This window comes from Ruegeria sp. BHSC043 (assembly GCF_059612985.1).
This window is the reverse complement of record NZ_JBXWRS010000006.1, coordinates 152,064-173,019: the sequence shown is the minus strand read 5'-3', so window position 1 is coordinate 173,019 and position 20,956 is coordinate 152,064. Positions and strand designations below refer to the sequence as shown.

General features: G+C 62.6%; 18 protein-coding genes and 1 tRNA gene. 11 read left to right on the top strand and 8 right to left on the bottom strand.

All coding sequences use genetic code 11. The annotated features are described in order from the left end of the window. Positions 1–10: 10 nt before the first annotated feature. The 4 genes from AC2FMM_RS11885 to fabI all read right to left on the bottom strand — a co-directional run bounded on the left by AC2FMM_RS11885 (position 11) and on the right by fabI (position 4,470). On the bottom strand, positions 11–1,852 hold the full coding sequence (locus AC2FMM_RS11885; RefSeq protein ID WP_496796654.1) for a peptidyl-prolyl cis-trans isomerase: 1,842 nt from the start codon (positions 1,850–1,852) through the stop codon (positions 11–13). Positions 1,853–1,933: 81 nt separating this feature from the next. Beyond that, positions 1,934–3,109 (bottom strand): aminotransferase, encoded by a 1,176-nt coding sequence (locus AC2FMM_RS11880; RefSeq protein ID WP_496796653.1) that lies wholly within the window; start codon positions 3,107–3,109, stop codon positions 1,934–1,936. A 40-nt stretch (positions 3,110–3,149) separates the two neighbouring features. Continuing rightward, positions 3,150–3,659 (bottom strand): xanthine phosphoribosyltransferase, encoded by a 510-nt coding sequence (gene gpt / locus AC2FMM_RS11875; protein WP_093962173.1) that lies wholly within the window; start codon positions 3,657–3,659, stop codon positions 3,150–3,152. Positions 3,660–3,663: 4 nt separating this feature from the next. Then, positions 3,664–4,470 (bottom strand): enoyl-ACP reductase FabI, encoded by an 807-nt coding sequence (gene fabI / locus AC2FMM_RS11870; RefSeq protein WP_496689059.1) that lies wholly within the window; start codon positions 4,468–4,470, stop codon positions 3,664–3,666. A gap of 135 nt (positions 4,471–4,605) precedes the next feature. Here fabI and pdxH point away from each other — a divergent pair, with 135 nt between their 5' ends. The 4 genes from pdxH (at position 4,606) to AC2FMM_RS11850 (ending at position 6,452) form a co-directional block, all read left to right on the top strand. Next, positions 4,606–5,211, top strand: coding sequence for a pyridoxamine 5'-phosphate oxidase (pdxH, locus tag AC2FMM_RS11865; protein WP_496678204.1), 606 nt, complete (start codon positions 4,606–4,608; stop codon positions 5,209–5,211). Positions 5,212–5,353: 142 nt separating this feature from the next. Next, positions 5,354–5,860: a cold-shock protein gene (locus AC2FMM_RS11860; RefSeq protein ID WP_496678206.1), complete on the top strand. Its 507-nt coding sequence runs from the start codon at positions 5,354–5,356 to the stop codon at positions 5,858–5,860. Positions 5,861–5,867: 7 nt separating this feature from the next. Then, positions 5,868–6,332, top strand: coding sequence for a DUF192 domain-containing protein (locus AC2FMM_RS11855; RefSeq protein WP_496796652.1), 465 nt, complete (start codon positions 5,868–5,870; stop codon positions 6,330–6,332). A 43-nt stretch (positions 6,333–6,375) separates the two neighbouring features. Next, a tRNA-Pro gene (locus AC2FMM_RS11850) sits at positions 6,376–6,452 on the top strand. Positions 6,453–6,460: 8 nt separating this feature from the next. Here the strand turns inward: AC2FMM_RS11850 and AC2FMM_RS11845 are convergent. Then, a complete protein-coding gene (locus tag AC2FMM_RS11845) occupies positions 6,461–6,901 on the bottom strand; it encodes a hypothetical protein (RefSeq protein WP_496678211.1) in 441 nt (146 codons plus the stop codon). A 74-nt stretch (positions 6,902–6,975) separates the two neighbouring features. Here AC2FMM_RS11845 and AC2FMM_RS11840 point away from each other — a divergent pair, with 74 nt between their 5' ends. From AC2FMM_RS11840 to AC2FMM_RS11830, 3 genes are all read left to right on the top strand, one after another. Then, a complete protein-coding gene (locus tag AC2FMM_RS11840) occupies positions 6,976–7,164 on the top strand; it encodes a hypothetical protein (RefSeq protein ID WP_496740550.1) in 189 nt (62 codons plus the stop codon). 265 nt (positions 7,165–7,429) lie between these two features. After that, on the top strand, positions 7,430–11,059 hold the full coding sequence (locus tag AC2FMM_RS11835; protein WP_496796651.1) for a vitamin B12-dependent ribonucleotide reductase: 3,630 nt from the start codon (positions 7,430–7,432) through the stop codon (positions 11,057–11,059). A 521-nt stretch (positions 11,060–11,580) separates the two neighbouring features. Beyond that, positions 11,581–11,826, top strand: a complete 246-nt coding sequence (locus AC2FMM_RS11830; RefSeq protein WP_496678218.1) for an EF-hand domain-containing protein — start codon at positions 11,581–11,583, stop codon at positions 11,824–11,826. Positions 11,827–11,878: 52 nt separating this feature from the next. Here the strand turns inward: AC2FMM_RS11830 and AC2FMM_RS11825 are convergent, their stop codons facing one another. Then, positions 11,879–13,423, bottom strand: a complete 1,545-nt coding sequence (locus tag AC2FMM_RS11825) for a trimethylamine methyltransferase family protein (RefSeq protein ID WP_496796650.1) — start codon at positions 13,421–13,423, stop codon at positions 11,879–11,881. A gap of 415 nt (positions 13,424–13,838) precedes the next feature. Between AC2FMM_RS11825 and AC2FMM_RS11820 the strand changes: the two genes are divergently transcribed. Then, positions 13,839–14,357 (top strand): outer membrane protein, encoded by a 519-nt coding sequence (locus AC2FMM_RS11820; protein ID WP_496796649.1) that lies wholly within the window; start codon positions 13,839–13,841, stop codon positions 14,355–14,357. 16 nt (positions 14,358–14,373) lie between these two features. Here AC2FMM_RS11820 and AC2FMM_RS11815 read toward each other — a convergent pair whose 3' ends face one another. Next, positions 14,374–15,561 (bottom strand): pyridoxal phosphate-dependent aminotransferase, encoded by a 1,188-nt coding sequence (locus AC2FMM_RS11815; protein WP_496796648.1) that lies wholly within the window; start codon positions 15,559–15,561, stop codon positions 14,374–14,376. Between the two features lie 265 nt (positions 15,562–15,826). Between AC2FMM_RS11815 and cysS the strand changes: the two genes are divergently transcribed. From cysS to AC2FMM_RS11800, 3 genes are read left to right on the top strand one after another with little or no spacing between them, the layout of a single operon-like run. Beyond that, complete coding sequence (gene cysS / locus AC2FMM_RS11810; RefSeq protein ID WP_496711374.1) at positions 15,827–17,227, top strand: cysteine--tRNA ligase; 1,401 nt, start codon at positions 15,827–15,829, stop codon at positions 17,225–17,227. Further along, complete coding sequence (gene cimA, locus AC2FMM_RS11805; RefSeq protein ID WP_496796647.1) at positions 17,224–18,858, top strand: citramalate synthase; 1,635 nt, start codon at positions 17,224–17,226, stop codon at positions 18,856–18,858. Before cysS ends, cimA begins: the two co-directional genes overlap by 4 nt. Before the next feature lie 2 nt (positions 18,859–18,860). Further along, positions 18,861–19,637: a squalene/phytoene synthase family protein gene (locus AC2FMM_RS11800; protein ID WP_496796667.1), complete on the top strand. Its 777-nt coding sequence runs from the start codon at positions 18,861–18,863 to the stop codon at positions 19,635–19,637. On the opposite strand, the gene AC2FMM_RS11795 is transcribed toward AC2FMM_RS11800, so the two are convergent. Beyond that, positions 19,638–20,864, bottom strand: coding sequence for an MFS transporter (locus AC2FMM_RS11795; RefSeq protein WP_496689041.1), 1,227 nt, complete (start codon positions 20,862–20,864; stop codon positions 19,638–19,640). Positions 20,865–20,956: the final 92 nt, after the last annotated feature.

The window sequence follows — 20,956 nt, the reverse complement described above, 5'->3', positions numbered from 1 at the left end:
GTCGATCCGGTCAGAAATTGGCCTGAACGGCGTTCAGCGCGCGTTGGTCCAACGTAGGCCGGGCGCGGGTCTGCGCGTCGCGCACATAGGCGTCAAAGATGTTCTGCGCCAGCGCCTGGTTCAGCTGCGCCGCAACCGCGTCTTTCATCTGGCGTTGCTCGTCGGTTTCCGCCGGGGGAAGAACCTCGTCGAGACGCACGATGAAAACCGCACCCTGACCGGGAATGACCCGCAATTCGCCGGGCTCCATCTCGAACACCTGGTTCATGAAATCGGCGGGAACGTCATCCAGGAAAGCGGTGCGGGTCAGGGCGTTTTCCACCCGGAACGGCAGGCCCGTGGCGGTGAAATCCCCGTCAACGGCCAGACCGGTCACGACCGTATTGGCCTTTTCCAGCAGAGCCTTGCCGATTTCTTCCTGTTTCCATGCCTCGATCACACGCTCGCGCGCTTGTGCCAGCGGCTCGGGGCGCGGCGGCAATTCCTCGTCCAGACGCAGGGCAAAGACCGAGCCATCCTCGAGAAAGCCGATCTCGGGGAAGTCGCCCTCGCCGACGGCTTGGGCCGCGCTGCGGAACGCGTCATAGGCGGCAAGGGCCTCGTCGCTCTGGGTCGTCCAGTCGATCTGGCCCAGTTCCATCTCGGTCTCGGCGACCAGTTCCTCGAGCGTCGCGCCGCCGGCCAGCATGTCGTTGAACTCTTCGGCCTGCGACTCGATCACGCGGCGGGCGCGTTCGGCGGCCAGTTCCTCGCGCAGTTCGGGTTCGGCCTCGTCAAAGTTGACATTGTGTTCGGCCAGCGTGCCGTTCACGCGGAACAGCGCCGGGCCGAAGGCCGACGGCAGCGGGCCGATCACATCGCCGACCTCGGCGGCAAAGACGGCATCCGCCGCTTCGCCCAGATCGTCGCGGGTGACATCGCCCAGATCGACATCGCTGAGCTCCAGTTCGCGCGCGCGCACCAACTGTTCGAAATCCACCCCGCCAACTTCAAGCTGCGCCTTGGCTTCGGTCGCCTCGGCTTCTGACGGGTAGACCAGCCGTTCGACCAGACGCCGCTCAGGCTGCTGATACTGGTCCTTGCGCTGCTCGTAGAGGCGGCGCAGGGCGTCCTCGTCCACCTCGACCGTGTCCTGCAGCATCGCGGGCGACAGAACGGCATAGGTGATCTTTTTCGTGCGGGGCAGGGTAAAGCGGTCTGTGTTGGCGTCATAGAAGGCCTGGATGTCCGCGTCGGTCGGCTCGGGCGCCGGTGCGTCCAGCGCGTCTTCCGACAGGGTGGCCACGGTAAAGCTGCGGCGCGCCAGCACATAATCGGCCAGCGTGTCGGTCAGAACTGCGGGCATTTCGATGCCGTTCATGATGGCGCCTTGCACAAGGGTGCGGGCGGTTTCCTTGCGCAGGTCTTCCTCAAATTCCGCTTCGGTCATGCCGATCTGTTCCAACTGGAACCTATAGGCCTCGCGGTCGAACGATCCGTCGGCGCCTTGGAAGGCCTGAATGCGCAGGATCTCCTTTTGCAGGTTTTCATCGCCGACCGAGATGCCCAGCTGCGCCACCTCGTTGTCCAGCGCGGCCAGCGCGACCAGCCGCGACAGGGCGCGCTGGTCCAGTCCCAGGTCGCGGGCCTGAGACATCTGCAACGGCTGGCCCGTCTGCGCCTCGACCGCGCGGATTTCGCGCTGAAGCTCGCGGGCATAGGCATCGACGGTGATGACCTCGTCCCCGACCTGCGCGACCGTGCGCACGGTGCCACTGAGGTTGACGGCGCCGAACCCGGCAAGCCCCAACATCAACAGACCCATCAGGATCCAAACAAAGGTTTTGGAAAGGTTCTTCATGCCTGCGGCCATAGTGCCCTCTTGGATCTTGCGGCAGGGTTCTGCCGTCTGTGTTGCGGCCCTGAATACGACGCGGGATGCCGGGGGGCAAGCTCAGAAGGACAGAGCCTGCAAGCGGTCGAACAATTGCCCGATTCCAGCACGGTCCAGATTGGCAAAAGCAATGCGCACCTGGCGTTTCCCGGCGGGGTTGTGATCGGGCATGAACATCGTACCCGGCAGCAGCAGAATACCGGCCTCGGAGACCAATCTGCGCGCCAGTTCGTCCGACGGCATCTCGAACGGATGTTCGAGATAGGCGAAATAGGCGCCCAGACCCAACAGCCGCCAGCCTTTGTCGGTCAGGCGGGGCATGTTCTCGGTGATTGCAGCGCGGCGATCCAGAATCTCGGCGCGTTCCCCGGCCAGCCATTGAGACAGGTTCTGCATCCCCCACAGCGCCGCGAACTGACCCATCTGGCCGGGGCAGATGGCGACGGTATCGAGGAATTTTTCGACCTCGGCCAGCAGCGGCGCACCGGTGGCGATCGCGCCCACGCGGTGCCCGGTCAGGCGGTAGGCTTTCGAGAAGGAATAGAGATGCACCAGCGTTCGGTCCCAGTCGGGCTGCTGGAACAAAGCGTGCGGCGGGCCGCCGCGGCTGTCGAAATCACGATAGGTTTCATCGACCAGCAGGCGCAAGCCATGCTGTTGCGCCAGATCATAGAAAGCACGGACCAAATCTGCCGGGTATTCGACCCCACCCGGATTGTTGGGCGTGACCAGCGCGATGGCGCGCGTGCGGTCGGTGATCAGCGCGCGCGCCTGTTCGGGATCGGGCAGCAGGTCCGCCCCGGTCGGCAGATCAACCGCCCGAACACCGGCCATGTCCAGCCACATTTTGTGGTTGAAATACCATGGTGTTGGCAGGATGACCTCATCCCCTTGGTCGGTGATCGCCGAGATGACTGAGGCGAAGGCCTGATTGCAGCCCGAGGTGATGGCTGTCTGTTCCGGCCGAACCTCGGCGCCGTAGTGGTCACCAATCTCACGCGCGAGTTCTGCGCGCAGATCGGGGTTACCTAGAACGGGGCCGTAGAGATGCGCCGCGTCTTGATTGACCGCAAAATCGGCCATCGCCTGCCGCAGAGCCAGCGGCGGTGGATCGACCGGCGCCGCCTGGCTGACATTGATCAGTGGGCGATCTTCCGAGAACGTGACCCCCTCGAGCCAGCGCCGCGCCTCCATCACCGGAGGGGCGAAGGTGGCGGCGGTGCGGGTCAATGTCATCGGGTGTCCGGTCTTGCTGATTTGTGGTGGAAAAGTGGGATCAGTCGGTGCCGCGATAGGGCTCGACATATTGCAGGGCCATATCCCAGGGGAAGAAGATCCAGGTGTCCTGGCTGACCTCGGTGATATACGTGTCAACCATCGGGCGGCCCTTGGGCTTGGCATAAACCGTGGCGAAATGGGCCTTGGGGTACATCTTGCGCACCAGTTCCAGCGTCTTGCCGCTGTCGACCAGGTCGTCGATGATCAGCACGCCTTCACCATCCCCCATCAAATCGGCATCGGGGGCCTTGAGCACCTCGGCCTCGCCGCGTTCCTGATGGTGATAAGATTTGACGCTGATCGTATCGACGGTGCGGATGTCCAGCTCGCGGCTGACGATCATCGCCGGTGCCATGCCGCCGCGCGTGATCGCGACGACGGCGCGCCAGGCACCGTCATCGGGGCCCTGACCGTCCAGCCGCCAGGCCAGCGCGCGCGAGTCGCGGTGGATCTGGTCCCAGCTGATGTGAAAGCCTTTCTCGTGGGGCAGGCGGTCCTTTGCGCTCATGGTCTTATCCCTTTTCCACGTCCGGCGCGTCGACGGCTTTCATGCCGACGATGTGATAACCTGAATCCACGTGCAGGTTTTCACCGGTCACGCCGCTGCTGAGATCCGACAGCAGATACAGCGCCGATTTGCCCACGTCGTCGATGGTCACGTTGCGACGCAGGGGCGAATTGTACTCGTTCCACTTCATGATGTAGCGGAAGTCGCCGATGCCGCTGGCGGCCAGGGTCTTGATCGGCCCGGCCGAGATCGCGTTGATGCGGATGTTGTCCTTGCCCAGGTCCTCGGCCAAGTATTTCACCGACGCCTCGAGCGCGGCCTTGGCCACACCCATGACATTGTAATGCGGCATGACCTGCTCAGCACCATAATAAGTCAGAGTGATGGCGCTGCCGCCGTCCGTCATCAGCTTTTCGGCGCGTTGCATCACCGCCGTGAAAGAGTAGACCGACACGTCCATCGTCAGCTTGAAATTTGCGCGCGACGTGTCGACGTAGCGGCCGCGAAGTTCGTTCTTGTCCGAGAAACCAATGGCGTGGACGACGAAATCCAGCTTGCCCCATTTGTCTTTCAGCGCCGCGAACAGCTCGTCAATCGATTCTTCGTTGCTGACGTCACAGGGCAGGACAATCTCGCTACCCAATTGGGCCGCCAACGGGTCGACCCGTTTTTTCAGTGCATCGCCCTGATAAGAGAAAGCCAGTTCGGCTCCGGCTTCGGACAAGGCGCGGGCGATTCCCCATGCGATTGATTTGTCATTGGCCAGTCCCATGATGAGGCCGCGCTTGCCGGCCATCAACTGATTTGACATGTTCGGTTCTCCGCCTGTCGTCGCGTTGCGTTGCGTTGGTTTAGGCCATTGATTGCGCTGCATCAAGGCTATCTATCCTTGCCCGCGGCGGGTTCTCGCCCTAGGCTCATCTTCAATTTGTTCCAGGGGATGGACATGAGTGAGCGAAACGGCATCTTTGCCGGTGAAGATCCGTTCGTGATCGCGGCCCGTTGGTTGGCCGAGGCCGAAAAGACGGAACCGAACGATCCGAACGCGATTGCCCTGGCGACCGTGGACCCAGATGGTATGCCGAACGCGCGGATGGTGTTGCTGAAAGATATCGAGGCCGACTCCTTCGTTTTCTATACCAACTATCACAGCGCCAAGGCCCAAGAGCTGGACTCGGCAGGCAAAGCCGCCTTTGTGATGCACTGGAAATCACTGCGGCGTCAGATCCGGGTTCGTGGTACAATCACCAAGGAAGATGGGGCGAAGGCCGACGAATATTATGCGTCACGGTCACTGAAAAGCCGTTTGGGCGCTTGGGCCTCGCGGCAGTCGGAACCGCTGAGCAGCCGCGCGGCCTTGATGGCCGAAGTTGCCAAGGTCACAGCAAGGCTGGGGTCCAATCCGCCGCGCCCCGAGTTCTGGGGCGGGTATCGGCTGACCCCGGTGGAAATCGAATTCTGGGCTGATGGAGCGTTCCGGCTGCATGACAGGTTTCAGTGGCGGCGTGAGAGTCCCGGTCAGAATTGGACAATCCAGAGGTTGAATCCGTGATATCCGTGCGACGTGAAATACAACACTCGGAAAAGACAGCGGTTTTTAACCTTGAACTAGTTAACGATTTGCGGGATCTACGAGCCTCGGACAAGCAGCAATAATTCGTGATGGAAGCACCGTGTCAGACGACCAGAACACAATGTACCGCGTTCGCGGTCACGTAAAATGGTTCGACCCCGCCAAGGGGTACGGCTTCGTCGTGTCCGACGAGGGTGGTCCCGATATCTTGTTGCATGTGAACGTGTTGCGGAATTTCGGTCAGAGTTCGATCGCGGACGGGGCCGGGATCGAGATCATGACCCACCGTACCGACCGTGGCGTTCAGGCGGTCGAGGTGCTCGGTATCGACCCGCCCGAGCGGGGCGACTCGACGATGCTGGCCGATTTTGCCGAGATGGATCCCGCGCAGATCGCCCAGATGCCGATGGAAGCCGCGCGCGTGAAATGGTTCGACAAGGCCAAAGGGTTCGGCTTTGCCAATGTGTTTGGCCGGGACGAGGACGTCTTCCTGCATATCGAGGTATTGCGCCGGTCGGGGTTTGCGGATCTGCAACCCGGCGAGGCGCTGGCCATGCGGGTCATTGACGGCAAGCGCGGCCGGATGGCAGTGCAGGTCCTGGCCTGGGAATCCGCACTGAAGAATTGATGAGGGAATGATACGAGCTCTGGTTCTGGCAGCTTTGACCTTTTTCTGGGCGCAGGCTGCCATGGCCAGCTGTCGCCCCGATCATGTCTTTCTGCGCAACGCGGTGGCGCAGGTGCGGTTCGATGTCGAACTGGCCGTCACGCCGCAGGACCGCGCGCGTGGGTTGATGTTCCGAGAGTCGCTGCCGCGTCAGTCCGGGATGCTGTTCGTTTTCGACCCCCCGCAGCCGGTGGCGTTCTGGATGAAGAACACCCTGATCCCGCTCGACATGATCTTTGTCGACCGCAAGGGCGTCGTCACCCGTGTGCATCGCGGTGCCATACCGGGTGATCTGACCCCAATCGACGGGGGTGATGCGGTCTTTGCGGTTCTTGAAATCAATGCAGGGCTGGCGGCTCGATACGGGATTGGCCTTGGCACACAACTGCGTCACGAAATTTTTGCGGACGGCCCTGCGATCTGGCCCTGTTAGGGGTTTTCAAATCAATAAGTCGCGGTTAGGAAGACGCACGGTCCGGGGCGTGGCGCAGTCTGGTAGCGCACCTGTTTTGGGTACAGGGGGTCGTGAGTTCGAATCTCGCCGCCCCGACCACTTTTCACTCACAGTGGCATTCCACCGAAATACCGGTACAGAGTCGTGAGTTCCTGATCCAGGGTCGCGCTTTCTATGGGGACCTTGACCGGTGCGCCGTCTTTCTGAGGGACAAGGAAGAACAATTCGGCATCTACGCGATAGCCTGCCGGGTTGCGTTGGGTGGACATCCGCCGGATTCCCCTGGGCAAGTCCTTGGTCGACCCGTCATAATTCAGAATCAAAAAGGCGGTGGTGTCGGGTGGTAGGGCCGAAAGGCATTCGAACTGTGTCGACTTCGTTTTGCGGAATTGCTCGCCGGGGCCGTCACAGCTGATCTCGAATGTTTCGAGCAATTGCCCAGGATAGTCGCTGAACTGGGCGCTGCGCGAGGTCGGTTCCGGGGGCGACGACGCACACCCCCACAGAAAGGGCGGTGCGAGGGCGAAAGCGATGAGTGCTTTTTTCACAACGATTCCTGTCAACTCATGGGCGCGAGATTCGTGAACCCGATCGGCCCCGGATCCGTGATTCCCGATTCAGTATGGGGCAGAAGCGCTTGCTTGACCATTATGCTGCAACCGGTCTGAAAAAAGGCGGAAAAACCGAATGGGCATCGGGCCAGATAAAAACCGATCGCCCTGTGGATGAATCGGTTTCGGTGCGCGGGCGCCTTCTGGACGCGGTGGGGTCAACTGAAAAGTTCTGCGTTTCGAGCAAAAAATGCCGTTGACCAACTATGGGAAGATACGCCAGATTGTATGGGCCGGAGCAATAGCCACTAAATCTGGTATGAAAAGCCAGTCAGAGGGCAACGGGCGAGGGTCGGAAGCAAACTCAAACTGACGTGTACCGCTCAGTCGGGTTCACGCCGCTTTGGCGGTGCCGGGCCAGTACGTCCAGAGGTTTCTTGCAGGCACGGCGGGCGGCACCCCGCCGAATGTGAATTGGGTGCCGAGGACATGAATAGCACTGTTTGATGATCTGGGGCTGCGGACATGAAGATTGAAAGAAAGTTTACGAAACCTGGGCAGGACGCTTATGCCGATCTGGACTTCGTGTCCGTCACCTCGGAAATCCGCAACCCCGACGGCACCATCGTGTTCCGGCTGGAAGGCATCGAGGTGCCCTCGACCTGGAGTCAGGTCGCCAGCGACGTGATCGCACAGAAATATTTCCGCAAGGCCGGCGTTCCCAGCAAGCTGAAGAAAGTGCGCGAGAAGGACGTGCCCGAATTCCTCTGGCGCTCGGTTCCGGCCGAGGATGCCGAGTTCGGCGGGGAGACGTCCTCGAAACAGGTGTTCGACCGTCTGGCCGGTGCCTGGGCCTATTGGGGCTGGAAGGGCGGCTATTTCTCGACCGAGGAGGACGCGCGCGCCTATTTCGACGAGATGCGCTATATGCTGGCGACCCAGCGCGCCGCACCAAACAGCCCGCAATGGTTCAACACCGGTCTGCACTGGGCCTACGGGATCGATGGCCCGGCGCAGGGTCACTACTATGTCGACTACAAAACCGGCAAGCTGACCAAGTCGAAATCGGCCTATGAACATCCACAGCCGCATGCGTGCTTCATCCAGTCGGTCGATGACGATCTGGTGAACGAAGGCGGCATCATGGATCTGTGGGTGCGCGAGGCGCGCCTGTTCAAATACGGCTCGGGCACCGGGACCAACTTCAGCCATCTGCGCGCAGAAGGCGAAGCGCTGTCGGGTGGCGGTAAGTCCTCGGGCCTGATGGGCTTTCTCAAGATCGGCGACCGCGCCGCTGGCGCGATCAAATCAGGCGGGACAACCCGTCGAGCAGCAAAGATGGTGATCGTCGATGCAGATCACCCTGACATCGAGCAATTCATCGAATGGAAGGTGATCGAAGAGCAGAAGGTGGCCTCGATCGTTGCCGGATCGAAAATGCACGAAAAGATGCTGAACGGCATTTTCGAGGCCATCCGCACGTGGGACGGCGCACAGGACGACGCCTATGATCCCAAGAAGAACGACGGGCTGAAAACAGCGATCCGCGAGGCGAAAAAGGTCGCGATCCCCGAGACTTACATCAAGCGCGTGCTGGATTACGCCAAGCAGGGCCACGACAGCATCGAGTTTCCGACCTACGACACCGACTGGGATTCGGAAGCCTACAATTCGGTCTCGGGTCAGAACTCCAACAACTCGATCCGCGTGACCAACGCCTTCCTCAAGGCGGTTGAAAAGGATGCCGACTGGGAACTGATCAACCGCACCGACGGCAAGGTGGCCAAGGTGGTCAAGGCGCGCGACCTGTGGGAAAAGGTCGGCCATGCGGCCTGGGCCTGCGCCGATCCGGGCATTCAATTCCACGACACGGTCAACGAATGGCACACCTGCCCCGAAGACGGCGAGATCCGCGGCTCGAACCCGTGCTCAGAGTACATGTTCCTGGATGACACGGCCTGCAACCTGGCGTCGATGAACCTGCTGACCTTCCTGAAGGATGGCGAGTTTCAGGCGGCCGACTATATGCACGCGGCCCGTCTCTGGACGCTGACGCTCGAGATCTCGGTGACGATGGCGCAGTTCCCGTCGAAAGAGATCGCGCAGTTGTCTTATGACTTCCGTACGCTGGGTCTAGGCTATGCCAACATCGGCGGCCTGCTGATGAATATGGGCTATGGCTACGACTCGGACGAGGGTCGCGCGATCTGTGGCGCACTGACTGCGATCATGACCGGTGTGGCCTATGCCACCTCGGCCGAGATCGCCGGCGAGCTGGGGCCGTTCGCCGGCTACAAGCGCAACGCCGAGCATATGCTGCGGGTCATCCGCAACCACCGCCGCGCTGCGCAGGGCGTGACCGAGGGGTACGAGAAACTCTCGGTCAAGCCGGTGCCGCTGGATCACGCCAATTGTCCGGACAAGCGCCTGATCGATCTGGCCATGAGCGCCTGGGACGAGGCGCTGAGCCTGGGTGAGAAGAACGGCTACCGCAACGCGCAGGCCACCGTGATCGCGCCGACCGGCACGATCGGACTGGTGATGGACTGCGACACCACCGGGATCGAGCCCGACTTTGCGCTGGTCAAGTTCAAGAAACTGGCCGGGGGCGGCTACTTCAAGATCATCAACCGCTCGGTCCCCGCGGCGCTCGAGAAGCTGGGCTATTCCTCGGCCCAGATCGAAGAGATTGTGTCCTACGCGGTGGGTCACGGCACCTTGGGCAACGCGCCGGGGATCAACCACACCTCGCTGACAGGTCACGGGTTCGGCCCGAACGAGCTGGCCAAGATCGACGCCGCGCTGGAAAGCGCGTTCGACATCCGGTTCGTCTTCAACCAGTGGACGCTGGGCGAAGATTTCTGCACCGGTGTTCTGGGCATCCCGGCCAGCAAGCTGAATGATCCGACCTTTGACATGCTGCGCCATCTGGGCTTCAGCAAGGCGGATATCGACGCGGCCAACGACCATGTCTGCGGCACCATGACCCTGGAAGGGGCCCCGCATCTGAAGCCTGAGCATTACGCGATCTTCGACTGCGCCAACCCGTGCGGCAAGAAGGGCAAGCGGTTCCTGGGTGTCGACAGCCACATCAAGATGATGGCGGCGGCGCAAAGCTTCATTTCGGGCGCGATCAGCAAGACGATCAACATGCCCAATGATGCCACCATCGAGGATTGCCAGAAGGCCTACGAGCTGTCCTGGAGCCTGGGCGTCAAGGCAAACGCGCTGTATCGCGACGGGTCCAAGCTCAGCCAGCCGCTGGCAGCTGCGCTGGTCGAGGATGACGATGAGGCGGCGGAAATCCTCGAAAGCGGATCGGCGCGGGAAAAGGCCGTGACACTGGCCGAAAAGGTCATCGAGAAGGTCGTGGTCAAGGAGGTCATCCGCAGCCACCGCGAAAAGCTGCCGCATCGCCGCAAGGGCTATACCCAGAAGGCGATCGTGGGCGGGCACAAGGTCTACCTGCGTACCGGCGAGTTTGAGGACGGCAAGCTGGGCGAGATCTTCATCGACATGCACAAGGAAGGCGCCGGCTTCCGCGCGATGATGAACAACTTTGCCATCGCGGTCTCGGTCGGCCTGCAATACGGTGTGCCGCTGGAAGAGTTCGTCGACGCCTTCACCTTCACCAAGTTCGAACCGGCCGGGATGGTGCAGGGCAACGACTCGATCAAGAACGCCACGTCGATCCTCGACTACATCTTCCGCGAGCTTGCGGTGTCGTATCTGGATCGTACCGACCTGGCGCATGTGAAGCCGCAAGGCGCAACCTTCGACGATCTGGGCCGCGGCGAGGAAGAGGGCGTGTCGAACGTCTCGGAGGTCAGCGACAGCGCGGCGTCGAAATCGCTGGAGGTGCTGAAACAGATCAGCTCGACCGGCTATCTGCGCAAGCGTCTTCCGCAGGATCTGGTGGTGTTCAACGGAGGGCAGGCGGCCGCGACCGGCATGTCCGAGGCGTCCGTCACCTTCGAGACCAAAAGCGAGACCACCGTCGTTGCCGAGACGGCCACCGGGATGGATGCCCGGACCAAGGCCAAGATGCAGGGCTACGAGGGCGATCCCTGCGGGGAATGCGGGAACTACACGCTGGTGCGCAACGGGACCTGCATGAAATGCAACACCTGCGGCGCAACCAGCGGGTGTAGCTGAGCTAAACGCCCCGGCAACCCGGGGCGCAGGGGCCGGACGCTGCCAATACGGTGCCGGTCCCGACGAATACGGAGACAGGCCGCAAGGCTTACCATCTGGCCTTTCTCCGCCCGGCCGACATGCCCGTGTCGGCCACGAACAGGGTGGGGCGGAATATTTGCTCCTTCCCACTCTTTCACGGGGCGGGTGCGCTCGTCCCATGTGCAGTCCAGGCCGCAGGCAAAAAACACCGGGCGGTCAATGAGAATGAGCCTGGACGGCAAAACTGACAGGGGGCTTCGGCCCCCTTTCTTTTTGGGCGACGTTCTGCCGGATCGGGCCGCCCGCATGAGGGGAGTCATGGCGCAACGTCCCGGCGGAATTTTGCACGGCAAAAGATCGCGCCGCCAGGTGCGCAAAAGGGGCGGGGATCGGCACGAATCGGGCTGTGCGACTCGGCGGGGGTGACATGGGCCGAGCAGGGGTGTTTGGTGCCGGTGTCCGGACAAACTACCACACACCCCTTATTTGGAGATTTGACGATGAAACCTCGCAATCTCGCTCTTCTGGCCACCGTGGCCCTGGGCGTTCCGGCAGTTGTTCTGGCCCAATGCAGCGCCGATGCCAACGGCGACGGCGTTCTGACCATCGAAGAGGTGCAGGCCGTTCTGCCGGACATGGATGCAGACACGTTCTCGGCGATGGATGCAAATGGTGACGGCGCGCTGGATCAGGCCGAAATCGCCGTCGCGCAGGAGGCAGGGTTGCTTCCCCCAAGCAACGGCTGACACCTGTCGGCGGAGCGCGGCCCCGGGGAAACCCGGGCTGCTTTACAATAGGTTATGCGGGTAAGTGAATGTTGAACTTGCTGCGGATCTCGGCGTCCAGCACTGGATCGAACCGGGCTTGCGACGGCTGGCCTAGAATCTCTTCCTTCCGGGCGGTGGCCTTGGCAATCAGGTCGGGCTTGCCCAGCTCGGCCCATTCCTTGGGCGAGGTCCGATCCCCCAGGATGGGATATACATAATCGGCCTGCATCCGGCTGAGCGTGGCATCGGTGCCCAGATAATGGCCCGGCCCGCCCAAACAGACCTCGGCAATCTGGTCGACGGCCAGGGTGTCTTCATTCACCTCGATCCCGCGGACGCAACGCAGGGCCTGCCCGATCAAGTCATCGCCCAGAATCAGGCTCTCGAAGCAGAAGCCCAGCAACGAGGCGTGCATTCCCGCGGCTTCGTAGACCATGTTCAATCCCGAAAGCCCGGCCATGACGTTCGAGCACATCTGCTCCCACCCGGCCTGCATGTCGGGCAGTTTCGCATCCGAAGCACCGGCCGCGGCGCCGCCCGGCAGGTCGTAGAACTTGTGCATCTGGGCGCAGCCCGCGCTCAGCAGCGCCTGCTCGCCCGAACCGACCGACATCGCGCCGGTGCGCAGGTCCAGCCCAAAGGGCCAGGTGCCAAAAACCGCCGGAGCACCGGGGCTTACGGCATTGACATAAACCAACCCGGCCAGGCATTCGGCGGTGGCCTGGACGATCGCGCCCGCGATGGTCGAAGGCGCCGTCGCGCCTGCCATGCCCGCTGACAGCAGCAGCACCGGCATACCTGCCTTGATGCATTCCTCCATCACCTGGCAGCTTTCGGTGGCGAATTTCATCGGCGGCACGACGAAACAGTTCGAATTCGACACGAAGGGCCGCTCGCGCCATTTGTCCTCGCCGCCGGCGATCATGTGCAGCATCTCCATCGCCGGAGCCACATAGCGTGGGTCGGTGAACGAGGTGCCGATATGTTTGTAGGTGCCGGAACAGCAGGCATAGATCGTGTTCAGGTCCATTTCGCGGTTGTCGGCGATGTCGCGGCAGACCATGGGGCGCTGCACGAAATGAATATTGTCCAACTGCTCGCAGATCCGGGCCGCGTCGTGCAGGTCCTGCACGGTCGAATCGCGATAGTTGCGGCCCTGGGCATCGACCATGCTGACCGCCGCCCCGGCGGTGCCGTAGTGCACGCGGTTGCCCGAAAGTTCGAGATCGGTCTTGCCGTCGCGGCTGTAGAGCGTCACCGAGCGGTTGGCACGGGCGATCGTGTCCTCGACCAGCGCGCGGGGAAAGCGGATACGCCCGTCATCGCCCAGCGTACAGCCGGCATTGACAAGGTAATCGATGCCGCTGGGCGGCGCGTCGGCCAAACCGATGGTTTCCAGCGCGTCCAGCGCGGCGGCGTGAATACGCTCCATGTCCTGCTGGCTGAGCGGTTTGTACGTGCCGCCCTCAAGCCCCGGACGAACGGGGCGAAGATGTTCGGGCAGGGCTGCGGCACGGGCGGCGCGACGGGCGGCGCGGCCGCCACTGCGGGACGTTGAGCGGGATTGGTCGTTCATGGTGAGGACTCCAAAATGAAAGTCAGGTCAAAGGGGGGAAGCTTCAACCCGTCACGGCCGTCCTCGTGCCGCACGCCCCCGATCGGCACCAATGGTGCGGCTAATCAGGCAAATCTTCCAGATATCGTTTGGCATGTGGCCCTCAACTCCTGCGACGAATAGTGTCAGGGTCCGAGCAAGCAATCTGTCCCGTTTGCGACCGATGTCGCTTTTGGCCTCAAAAACTCGGAACGTTGATGAACGCGGCAGGAAATCCTCACGCAGATGGCGAAATATGTTATGCTTCCATTACTTATTGTTAAGATTTGCGTGACTTGAATTGATCTGACTGCACCAAAGCACATGTTTAGTAGAGGTGCACATCACCGCATCTGTTTCAATTGCAAAGGGTGCTGAACGAAAACCGGAGGCTTGCATGAAACTGATCCGCGCCTTGCTGTCGGCCCTGCTGATTCCAGCGGCGCAGGTGGCGTTGGCCGAGGATTGGACGGGCGCTTACGCCGGGTTCACCTTCGGTTATACCGACGCGGACGGACCCGGCGGCAGTGGAAGCAATTCGGGCAGCATCGGCGCAAATATCGGATACGATCTGGATCTTGGCAGCTTCGTCGTCGGGGGTGAACTGGAATATGACCGGCTGAATCTCGACCTGGGCGCCTCGGAGGGCAGTTTGGACAGCGTGTCCCGCGTGAAACTGCGCGGCGGATATGAGTTCGGGCCCGCTTTGGGCTACGTCGTGGTAGGTGCCGCGCGGGCGAATACTTCGGGCGACAGCGACACAGCAGCGGTCTACGGAATCGGCGTAGCCTATCCTCTGGGCGATCGGCTGATCATCAGTGGCGAAGCGTTGCGGCAGAATTTTAACGATGTCACACGGTCGCGGGGCGATCTGGATACCAACACCTTTAACCTGCGCGCGACGTTCCGGTTCTGAACGAAACCCGTCTCGGTCACTCGGCCGCTGTCTGACCCGCAAGCCGGTCTGCGAATTCGCATAGGGTCTGAAGGGCAGCGGCGAACCGGTCATCATCGATGGTCATGGCCACGCGCACATGCCCTGCGGCGGCTTGGCCGAAGCTTTCTCCGGGCATGACCGCGATGGCGTGGGTGTCCAGCAGTGCATTGGCGAAGTCTTCGCCGCTTTGCCCTGTCGCGCGGATGTCCAGCATCAGGTACATTGCGCCTTGTGCGGGGATCAGGCCCACCGTGTTCTGTCGGGCCAGAACCTGCATCGCCAGGGCGCAGCGGCGGCGGAAAGGGGCCGCAACCTCTTCTTCAAGTTCGTCCCCCGCGGTCAGCGCATAGCTGGCGGCGTCCTGGATGAAACCCGGAACCCCGTATGTGGTGTGCGTGGCAAGGTTGATCAGATGTTCGATGGCCTCTTCGGGGCCAACGATCCAACCGCAGCGCGACCCGGTCATGGCGTGGGACTTCGACATCGAGCCCACGACCAGGGTGCGGTCGGCCATACCGGGCAGGGCGCGGGGCGACAGGTGCGCGCCTTCCCAGACTTGCGTGTCATAAACCTCGTCCGAGATCAGCCAGATGTCGCGCTCGCGGCACAGATCGGCAATCTCGGTCAGGGTCTCGCGTGAATAGACGACCCCGGTCGGGTTGTTCGGCGTGTTGATCAGCAATGATGCGGCACCCTCGGCCTGTTCTGCTATCGTGGCTGCGTTGGGCTGAAAGGCGTCCTCGGCCCGGGTCTGAACCGCGCGCGCGATCGCGCCCGCCCCGCGGATCGTGCCGGGATAGGTGGCGTAGAAGGGATCGAGATAGAGGCCCACATCGCCCGGGTCGCACGCTGCCATATGCGCGGCGAACAGCGCGGCCTGTCCGCCCGGGGTGATCAGCACGTTGTGGCGCGTGGTCGGAACGCCCGTGCGGGTCTGCACCCGCGCGGCCACGGTATCGCGCAGCAGATCCGTGCCCGGCACCATAGCGTATCCGGTATGGCCCGAGCGCGCCGACCGGTCCATCTCGGCCAGGATCGAGTGGTGGGTGCGGATGTCATGTTCGCCGATGGTCAGCTCGGTCACGGCTTGGCCTTCGGCGATCATGCGGCGCGCGCGATAGAACACGTCCCACCCGTCCGAACCGCCTCCGGTCAGATGCGTGATGCGGTGCGAAAGTTTCATGGCGCGCCTCCGTTGCGGCAAGTCCGCCGAATGGGTCAGAGCCGGGGTGATTTGTCAATCAGCTTCTCCCGCAGGCAACAGAAGTCTTGGCGCGCGGGACCGGGCGTGCTATGCGATGGGCCATGAACCGGAAGGCCTGCATCATTATCTGCTGCATTCCCTGCTGAACTTTCACGCGGGCCGGTTTCTTTCGTTTTCTTCCCTGAGACAAGTTGCTAAGCCCGCGTCAACGCGGACGCTATTGCTGTATCCAGGAGCCAGACGCATGACGACGATCAAACTGCACAACACGCGGACCCGGACGAAGGAAGATTTCGTTCCGATCGATCCCGACAACGTGCGGATGTATGTCTGCGGACCCACCGTGTATGACCGGGCGCATCTGGGCAACGCGCGGCCCGTGGTAGTGTTTGACGTGCTATACCGCCTGCTGCGTCACGTTTACGGGCCCGAGCATGTGACCTATGTACGCAACTTCACCGACGTCGATGACAAGATCAACGCGACGGCCCTGGCGCGCAAGCAGGCCGGGGCCGAAGGAACGCTTGAGCAGTTGGTGCAGGAGCGGTCGGACGAGACGATCGGCTGGTACCTGCACGACATGGGCGCGCTGGGGGCGCTGGAGCCCGACCAGATGCCGCGGGCCACGCGGTATATCGACCAGATGATCGCGATGATCGAGGACTTGATCGCCAAGGGCCACGCCTATGAGGCCGAGGGGCATGTTCTGTTTGCGGTGGACAGCTGGCGCGACGAGTATGGCAAGCTTTCGGGTCGGTCAGTCGATGACATGATCGCGGGCGCGCGGGTCGAGGTGGCGCCCTATAAAAAGAACCCGATGGATTTCGTGCTGTGGAAGCCCTCGGACGATGAACTGCCCGGTTGGGAGTCGCCCTGGGGCCGGGGGCGTCCGGGCTGGCATATCGAGTGCTCGGCCATGAGCTATGAGTTGCTGGGCGAAAGTTTCGACATCCATGGCGGCGGCAACGACCTGATGTTCCCGCACCACGAAAACGAGATCGCCCAGAGCAAATGCGCCCATCCGCACGGCGAATTCGCGCGCTATTGGCTGCATAACGAGATGCTGCAGGTCGAGGGCAAGAAGATGTCCAAATCACTGGGCAATTTCTTCACCGTGCATGACCTGCTGGATCAGGGCGTGCCGGGCGAGGTGATCCGGTTCGTCTTCCTGCAGACCCACTATCGCAAGCCGATGGACTGGACAGAAAAGAAGGCTCGCGAGGCCGAGGCCACGTTGCGAAAGTGGCGGGCGCTGACTGCGGGCATCGAACCCGCAGCCAGCGCGGCGCCCGCGGTGATCGAGGCGCTTTCCGATGACCTCAACACGGCGGGTGCCCTTGCCGAGCTGCATCGTCTGGCCTCGGACGGCGATGCCGCCACTTTGCTGGCCAGTGCGCAGGTACTGGGCCTGTTGGAACCCGAGATGGGGGGCTGGGCCGAGACCGACGGCGTGGATCTGTCGGCCCATGCCGACCGGCTGGCCCGTGTTCGGGCCGAGGCGATGCAGACCAAGGATTTCTCGGAAGTGGATCGGTTGAAGGCCGCCTATCTGTCGGCTGGTCTGGAAGTGCGGATGAGCAAGGACGGGGTCGAACTGGTGCCAGGCGCGGGCTTTGATGCCAGCAGGCTGGAGGGCGTGGAATGAGCAAAGAGCGCCTGTACCTCTATGACACCACGTTGCGCGACGGCCAGCAGACGCAGGGCGTTCAGTTCTCGACCGCCGAAAAGGTCCAGATCGCGCAGGCGCTGGATGCTTTGGGGGTGGACTATATCGAAGGCGGCTGGCCCGGTGCGAACCCCACCGACAGCGCATTTTTCGACGCCGCGCCCAAGACGCGCGCCTGCCTGACCGCCTTTGGCATGACCAAACGGGCCGGGCGCTCGGCCGAGAATGACGACGTGTTGGCCGCCGTCATGAACGCCGGCACGCGGGCGGTCTGTCTGGTGGGCAAGTCGCATGACTATCACGTGACCGACGCGCTGGGGATCTCGCTGGAGGAAAATGTCGAGAACGTCCGCGCCTCGGTCGCGCATATCGTGGCGCAGGGGCGCGAGGCGCTGTTTGATGCCGAGCATTTCTTTGACGGCTACAAGGACAACCCCGCTTATGCCATACAGGTCTGCCAAGCGGCGCTGGAGGCCGGTGCCCGCTGGGTGGTGTTGTGCGACACCAATGGCGGCGCGCTGCCGGCTGAAGTGGGGCGGATCGTGTCCGCCCTGGTCGCCGCGGGCTTCCCCGGCGACCGGCTGGGCATTCACACCCACAACGACACCGAAAATGCCGTGGCCTGTTCCTTGGCCGCTGTGGATGCCGGCGCGCGCCAGATTCAGGGAACGTTGAACGGGCTGGGCGAGCGCTGCGGCAATGCCAACCTGACAGCCCTGATCCCGACGCTGCTGTTGAAGGAGCCCTATGCCTCGGCCTTCGAGATCGGCGTCAGTCGCGACGCGCTGACCGGTCTGACCCGCATCAGCCGCATGCTGGACGACATCCTGAACCGGGTGCCCAGCAAACAGGCGGCCTATGTTGGCGCCTCGGCCTTTGCGCACAAGGCAGGGCTGCATGCCAGCGCGATTCTCAAGGACCCTTCGACCTATGAACATGTCGATCCGGCGACCGTGGGCAATGCGCGGATCATTCCGATGTCGAACCAGGCGGGCCAGTCGAACTTGCGCAAACGCCTGACCGAGGCCGGATTGCAGGTCGAGCCGGGCGACCCGGCGCTGGGGCGCATTCTGGAACGGATCAAGGCACGCGAAGCCGAAGGGTATTCCTATGACACCGCGCAGGCCAGTTTCGAGCTGCTGGCCCGCGATGAACTGGGCCAGCTGCCGCAGTTCTTCGAGGTCAAGCGCTACAAGGTCACGGTCGAGCGGCGCAAGAACAAGTACAACCAGATGGTCAGCCTGTCCGAAGCGGTCGTCGTGGTGAAGGTGGATGGTGAGAAGAAGCTTTCGGTCAGCGAGTCGATGGACGAAAACGGCAGCGACCGTGGCCCGGTGAACGCGCTGGCCAAAGCTTTGGCCAAGGATCTGGGGCAGTACTCGCCCATCCTGGACGATATGCACCTGGTGGACTTCAAGGTGCGCATCACCCAGGGCGGGACCGAGGCGGTGACCCGCGTCATCATCGACAGCGAAGACGGGCAGGGGCGGCGCTGGTCCACGGTGGGGGTCAGCGCGAACATCGTCGACGCCTCGTTCGAGGCGCTGCTGGAGGCGATCCAGTGGAAGCTGGTGCGCGATTGCAGCCCGCAATCGGTGGTGGCCGAGTGAGCGTGCCCTTCGACGACGACGTCAAGGCCTGCGCGGCGCTGGTCCACCGGGCCGACCCCGATCGGTTCATGGCCGCGATGGCGGCGCCGGTCCAAGCGCGGGCCGTGCTGTTTCCGATCTATGCGATGAATATCGAGGTCGCCCGCGCGCCGTGGGTCACCCAAGAGCCGATGATTGCCGAGATGCGCCTGCAATGGTGGCGCGACGCGCTGCAGGAGATCGCCGAAGGGCCCTCTGTGCGGCGGCACGAGGTGGTCACGCCCCTGTCGCGCGTCCTTTCCCCGCATCTGGCGGCGATGCTGGATGAATTCGTGGCCGTAAGGCGTTGGGATATCTACCGCGATCCGTTCGAGGATGAGGAACACTTCGAGGCCTACCTGACCCACAGCGCAGGGTCGCTGATGGTCGCCGCGGCGCAAGCCCTGGGTGCCGCCGACGAAACGGTTCTGCGCGATTTTGGCTATGCGGTCGGTGTGGCGAACTGGTTCCGCGCCATCCCCGCGCTTGAAGCCCGCGGGCGCATTCCCCTGTTGGACGGAACGCCGGACGGGGTGCGTCAATTGGCCGAGCGGGCGCTGGACCGGATGGCCGCGGCCCGAGCACGGCGCGTCGATGTTTCGGATCAGGCGCGCCCGGCGCTTGTGGCCGGTTGGCAGGCCGAATGGGTGTTGCGCCGCGTGGTCGCTGACCCGACAGCGGTCAGCACGGGCGCTTTGAAACAAAGCGAGTTTCGTCGGCGGGCATCCCTGATCTGGACCGCGACCACAGGTCGGTGGTGATCAGGCCGTATCCGCGGCATCGGGTTTGAGCACTAGCCACAGCAGCGCGCCGCCCGCCAAGGTCAGCAATGGTACCATCGCCAGGTTGACGGCCGTCCATCCCTCGACCGGGGAGCCGCCCGAACAGTTCATCAATCCGCCCGAGGCCAGCGACGCAATCGTCACGCCTCCAAACACCAGCAGGTCATTCAGTCCCTGCACTCGGCCGCGTTCATGCACATCGTGCTGGGCCGCCAACATGCTGGTGGCGCCGATGAAACCGAAGTTCCAGCCAATGCCAAGCAGCACGAGGGCCAGAAAGAAGTTCCCGATCTCAACGCCTTGTAGGGCCACAACGCCCGCGCCGCCCAAAATCGCCAAACCGATCGCGACCATTTTCTCGGCCCCGAACCGGGCGATCAGGTGGCCGGTGAAGAAACTGGGAACATACATCGCCAGAACGTGGCTGGTGACCACATCCGCCGCATCACCTTCGGAGAAGCCACAGCCGACGACGGCCAGCGGCGTTGAGGTCATCACAAGGTTCATCAGCGCGTACGAGACCATGGCACAGATGATGGCCACGGCAATACGTGGGGTTTTCAGCAACTCCAGCCGCGACCGGCCTTTGGGCGCATACTGTGACGGACGGTCGGGGGTCGGAATGTCCAGAAACAGGAATAGGACCGACCCTATGACGTTCACTGCGATCACTGCGAAATAGGTGCCCAGGAACGGAATGACATAGGCCTGCGAGGTCAGCTTGACGATCTGCGGCCCGATGATGGCGGCAGCCAGGCCGCCGGCCATGACATAAGAGATCGCCTTGGGCCGGAATGCGTCTGAAGCAGTATCAGCGGCGGCAAAGCGATAGAAGCCATGTGCGCTCATGTAGATGCCGGTCAGCAGGCTGCCGACAAGAAAGACAGGGAACGACCCCAGGTACAGGCCATAGGCTCCTACGCCGCCGCCCACCGCTCCGGCGGTGGCACCGACCAGAAATCCGGCGCGGCGGCCCCAGCGCTGCATGATGGCCGAGACCGGCGTTGCCGCCAGCATCGAGCCCAGAACGATCAGCGAAATCGGCAGCGTGGCCAGGCAGGCGTTGCTGGCCAGCGACTGGCCCGCCAATCCGCCAACGATGAAGATCATCGGCATTTGCGCGCCCAGAATCGCCTGCGCCGCCACCAGAACGGCAACGTTGCGCTTGGCGCGGGTATCGTCGGGGGCTGTGCTGGTCATCGACATGCGCAAATGGGTATCGGCGAACCGGCGGACATACAAGCGGGTTGCATATGCGACAAAGCAGCCTAACCTGCGCCCTGAACCGCCACCTGGAG

What these genes read in the sequence shown, in the direction of transcription:
- AC2FMM_RS11885 (WP_496796654.1), bottom strand. Translation starts at nt 1,852, where the DNA reads ATGGCCGCAGGCATGAAGAACCTTTCCAAAACCTTTGTTTGGATCCTG.
- AC2FMM_RS11880 (WP_496796653.1), bottom strand. Translation starts at nt 3,109, where the DNA reads ATGACATTGACCCGCACCGCCGCCACCTTCGCCCCTCCGGTGATGGAG.
- gpt (WP_093962173.1), bottom strand. Translation starts at nt 3,659, where the DNA reads ATGAGCGCAAAGGACCGCCTGCCCCACGAGAAAGGCTTTCACATCAGC.
- fabI (WP_496689059.1), bottom strand. Translation starts at nt 4,470, where the DNA reads ATGTCAAATCAGTTGATGGCCGGCAAGCGCGGCCTCATCATGGGACTG.
- pdxH (WP_496678204.1), top strand. Translation starts at nt 4,606, where the DNA reads ATGAGTGAGCGAAACGGCATCTTTGCCGGTGAAGATCCGTTCGTGATC.
- AC2FMM_RS11860 (WP_496678206.1), top strand. Translation starts at nt 5,354, where the DNA reads ATGTACCGCGTTCGCGGTCACGTAAAATGGTTCGACCCCGCCAAGGGG.
- AC2FMM_RS11855 (WP_496796652.1), top strand. Translation starts at nt 5,868, where the DNA reads ATGATACGAGCTCTGGTTCTGGCAGCTTTGACCTTTTTCTGGGCGCAG.
- AC2FMM_RS11840 (WP_496740550.1), top strand. Translation starts at nt 6,976, where the DNA reads ATGGGGCAGAAGCGCTTGCTTGACCATTATGCTGCAACCGGTCTGAAA.
- AC2FMM_RS11835 (WP_496796651.1), top strand. Translation starts at nt 7,430, where the DNA reads ATGAAGATTGAAAGAAAGTTTACGAAACCTGGGCAGGACGCTTATGCC.
- AC2FMM_RS11830 (WP_496678218.1), top strand. Translation starts at nt 11,581, where the DNA reads ATGAAACCTCGCAATCTCGCTCTTCTGGCCACCGTGGCCCTGGGCGTT.
- AC2FMM_RS11825 (WP_496796650.1), bottom strand. Translation starts at nt 13,423, where the DNA reads ATGAACGACCAATCCCGCTCAACGTCCCGCAGTGGCGGCCGCGCCGCC.
- AC2FMM_RS11820 (WP_496796649.1), top strand. Translation starts at nt 13,839, where the DNA reads ATGAAACTGATCCGCGCCTTGCTGTCGGCCCTGCTGATTCCAGCGGCG.
- AC2FMM_RS11815 (WP_496796648.1), bottom strand. Translation starts at nt 15,561, where the DNA reads ATGAAACTTTCGCACCGCATCACGCATCTGACCGGAGGCGGTTCGGAC.
- cysS (WP_496711374.1), top strand. Translation starts at nt 15,827, where the DNA reads ATGACGACGATCAAACTGCACAACACGCGGACCCGGACGAAGGAAGAT.
- cimA (WP_496796647.1), top strand. Translation starts at nt 17,224, where the DNA reads ATGAGCAAAGAGCGCCTGTACCTCTATGACACCACGTTGCGCGACGGC.
- AC2FMM_RS11795 (WP_496689041.1), bottom strand. Translation starts at nt 20,864, where the DNA reads ATGTCGATGACCAGCACAGCCCCCGACGATACCCGCGCCAAGCGCAAC.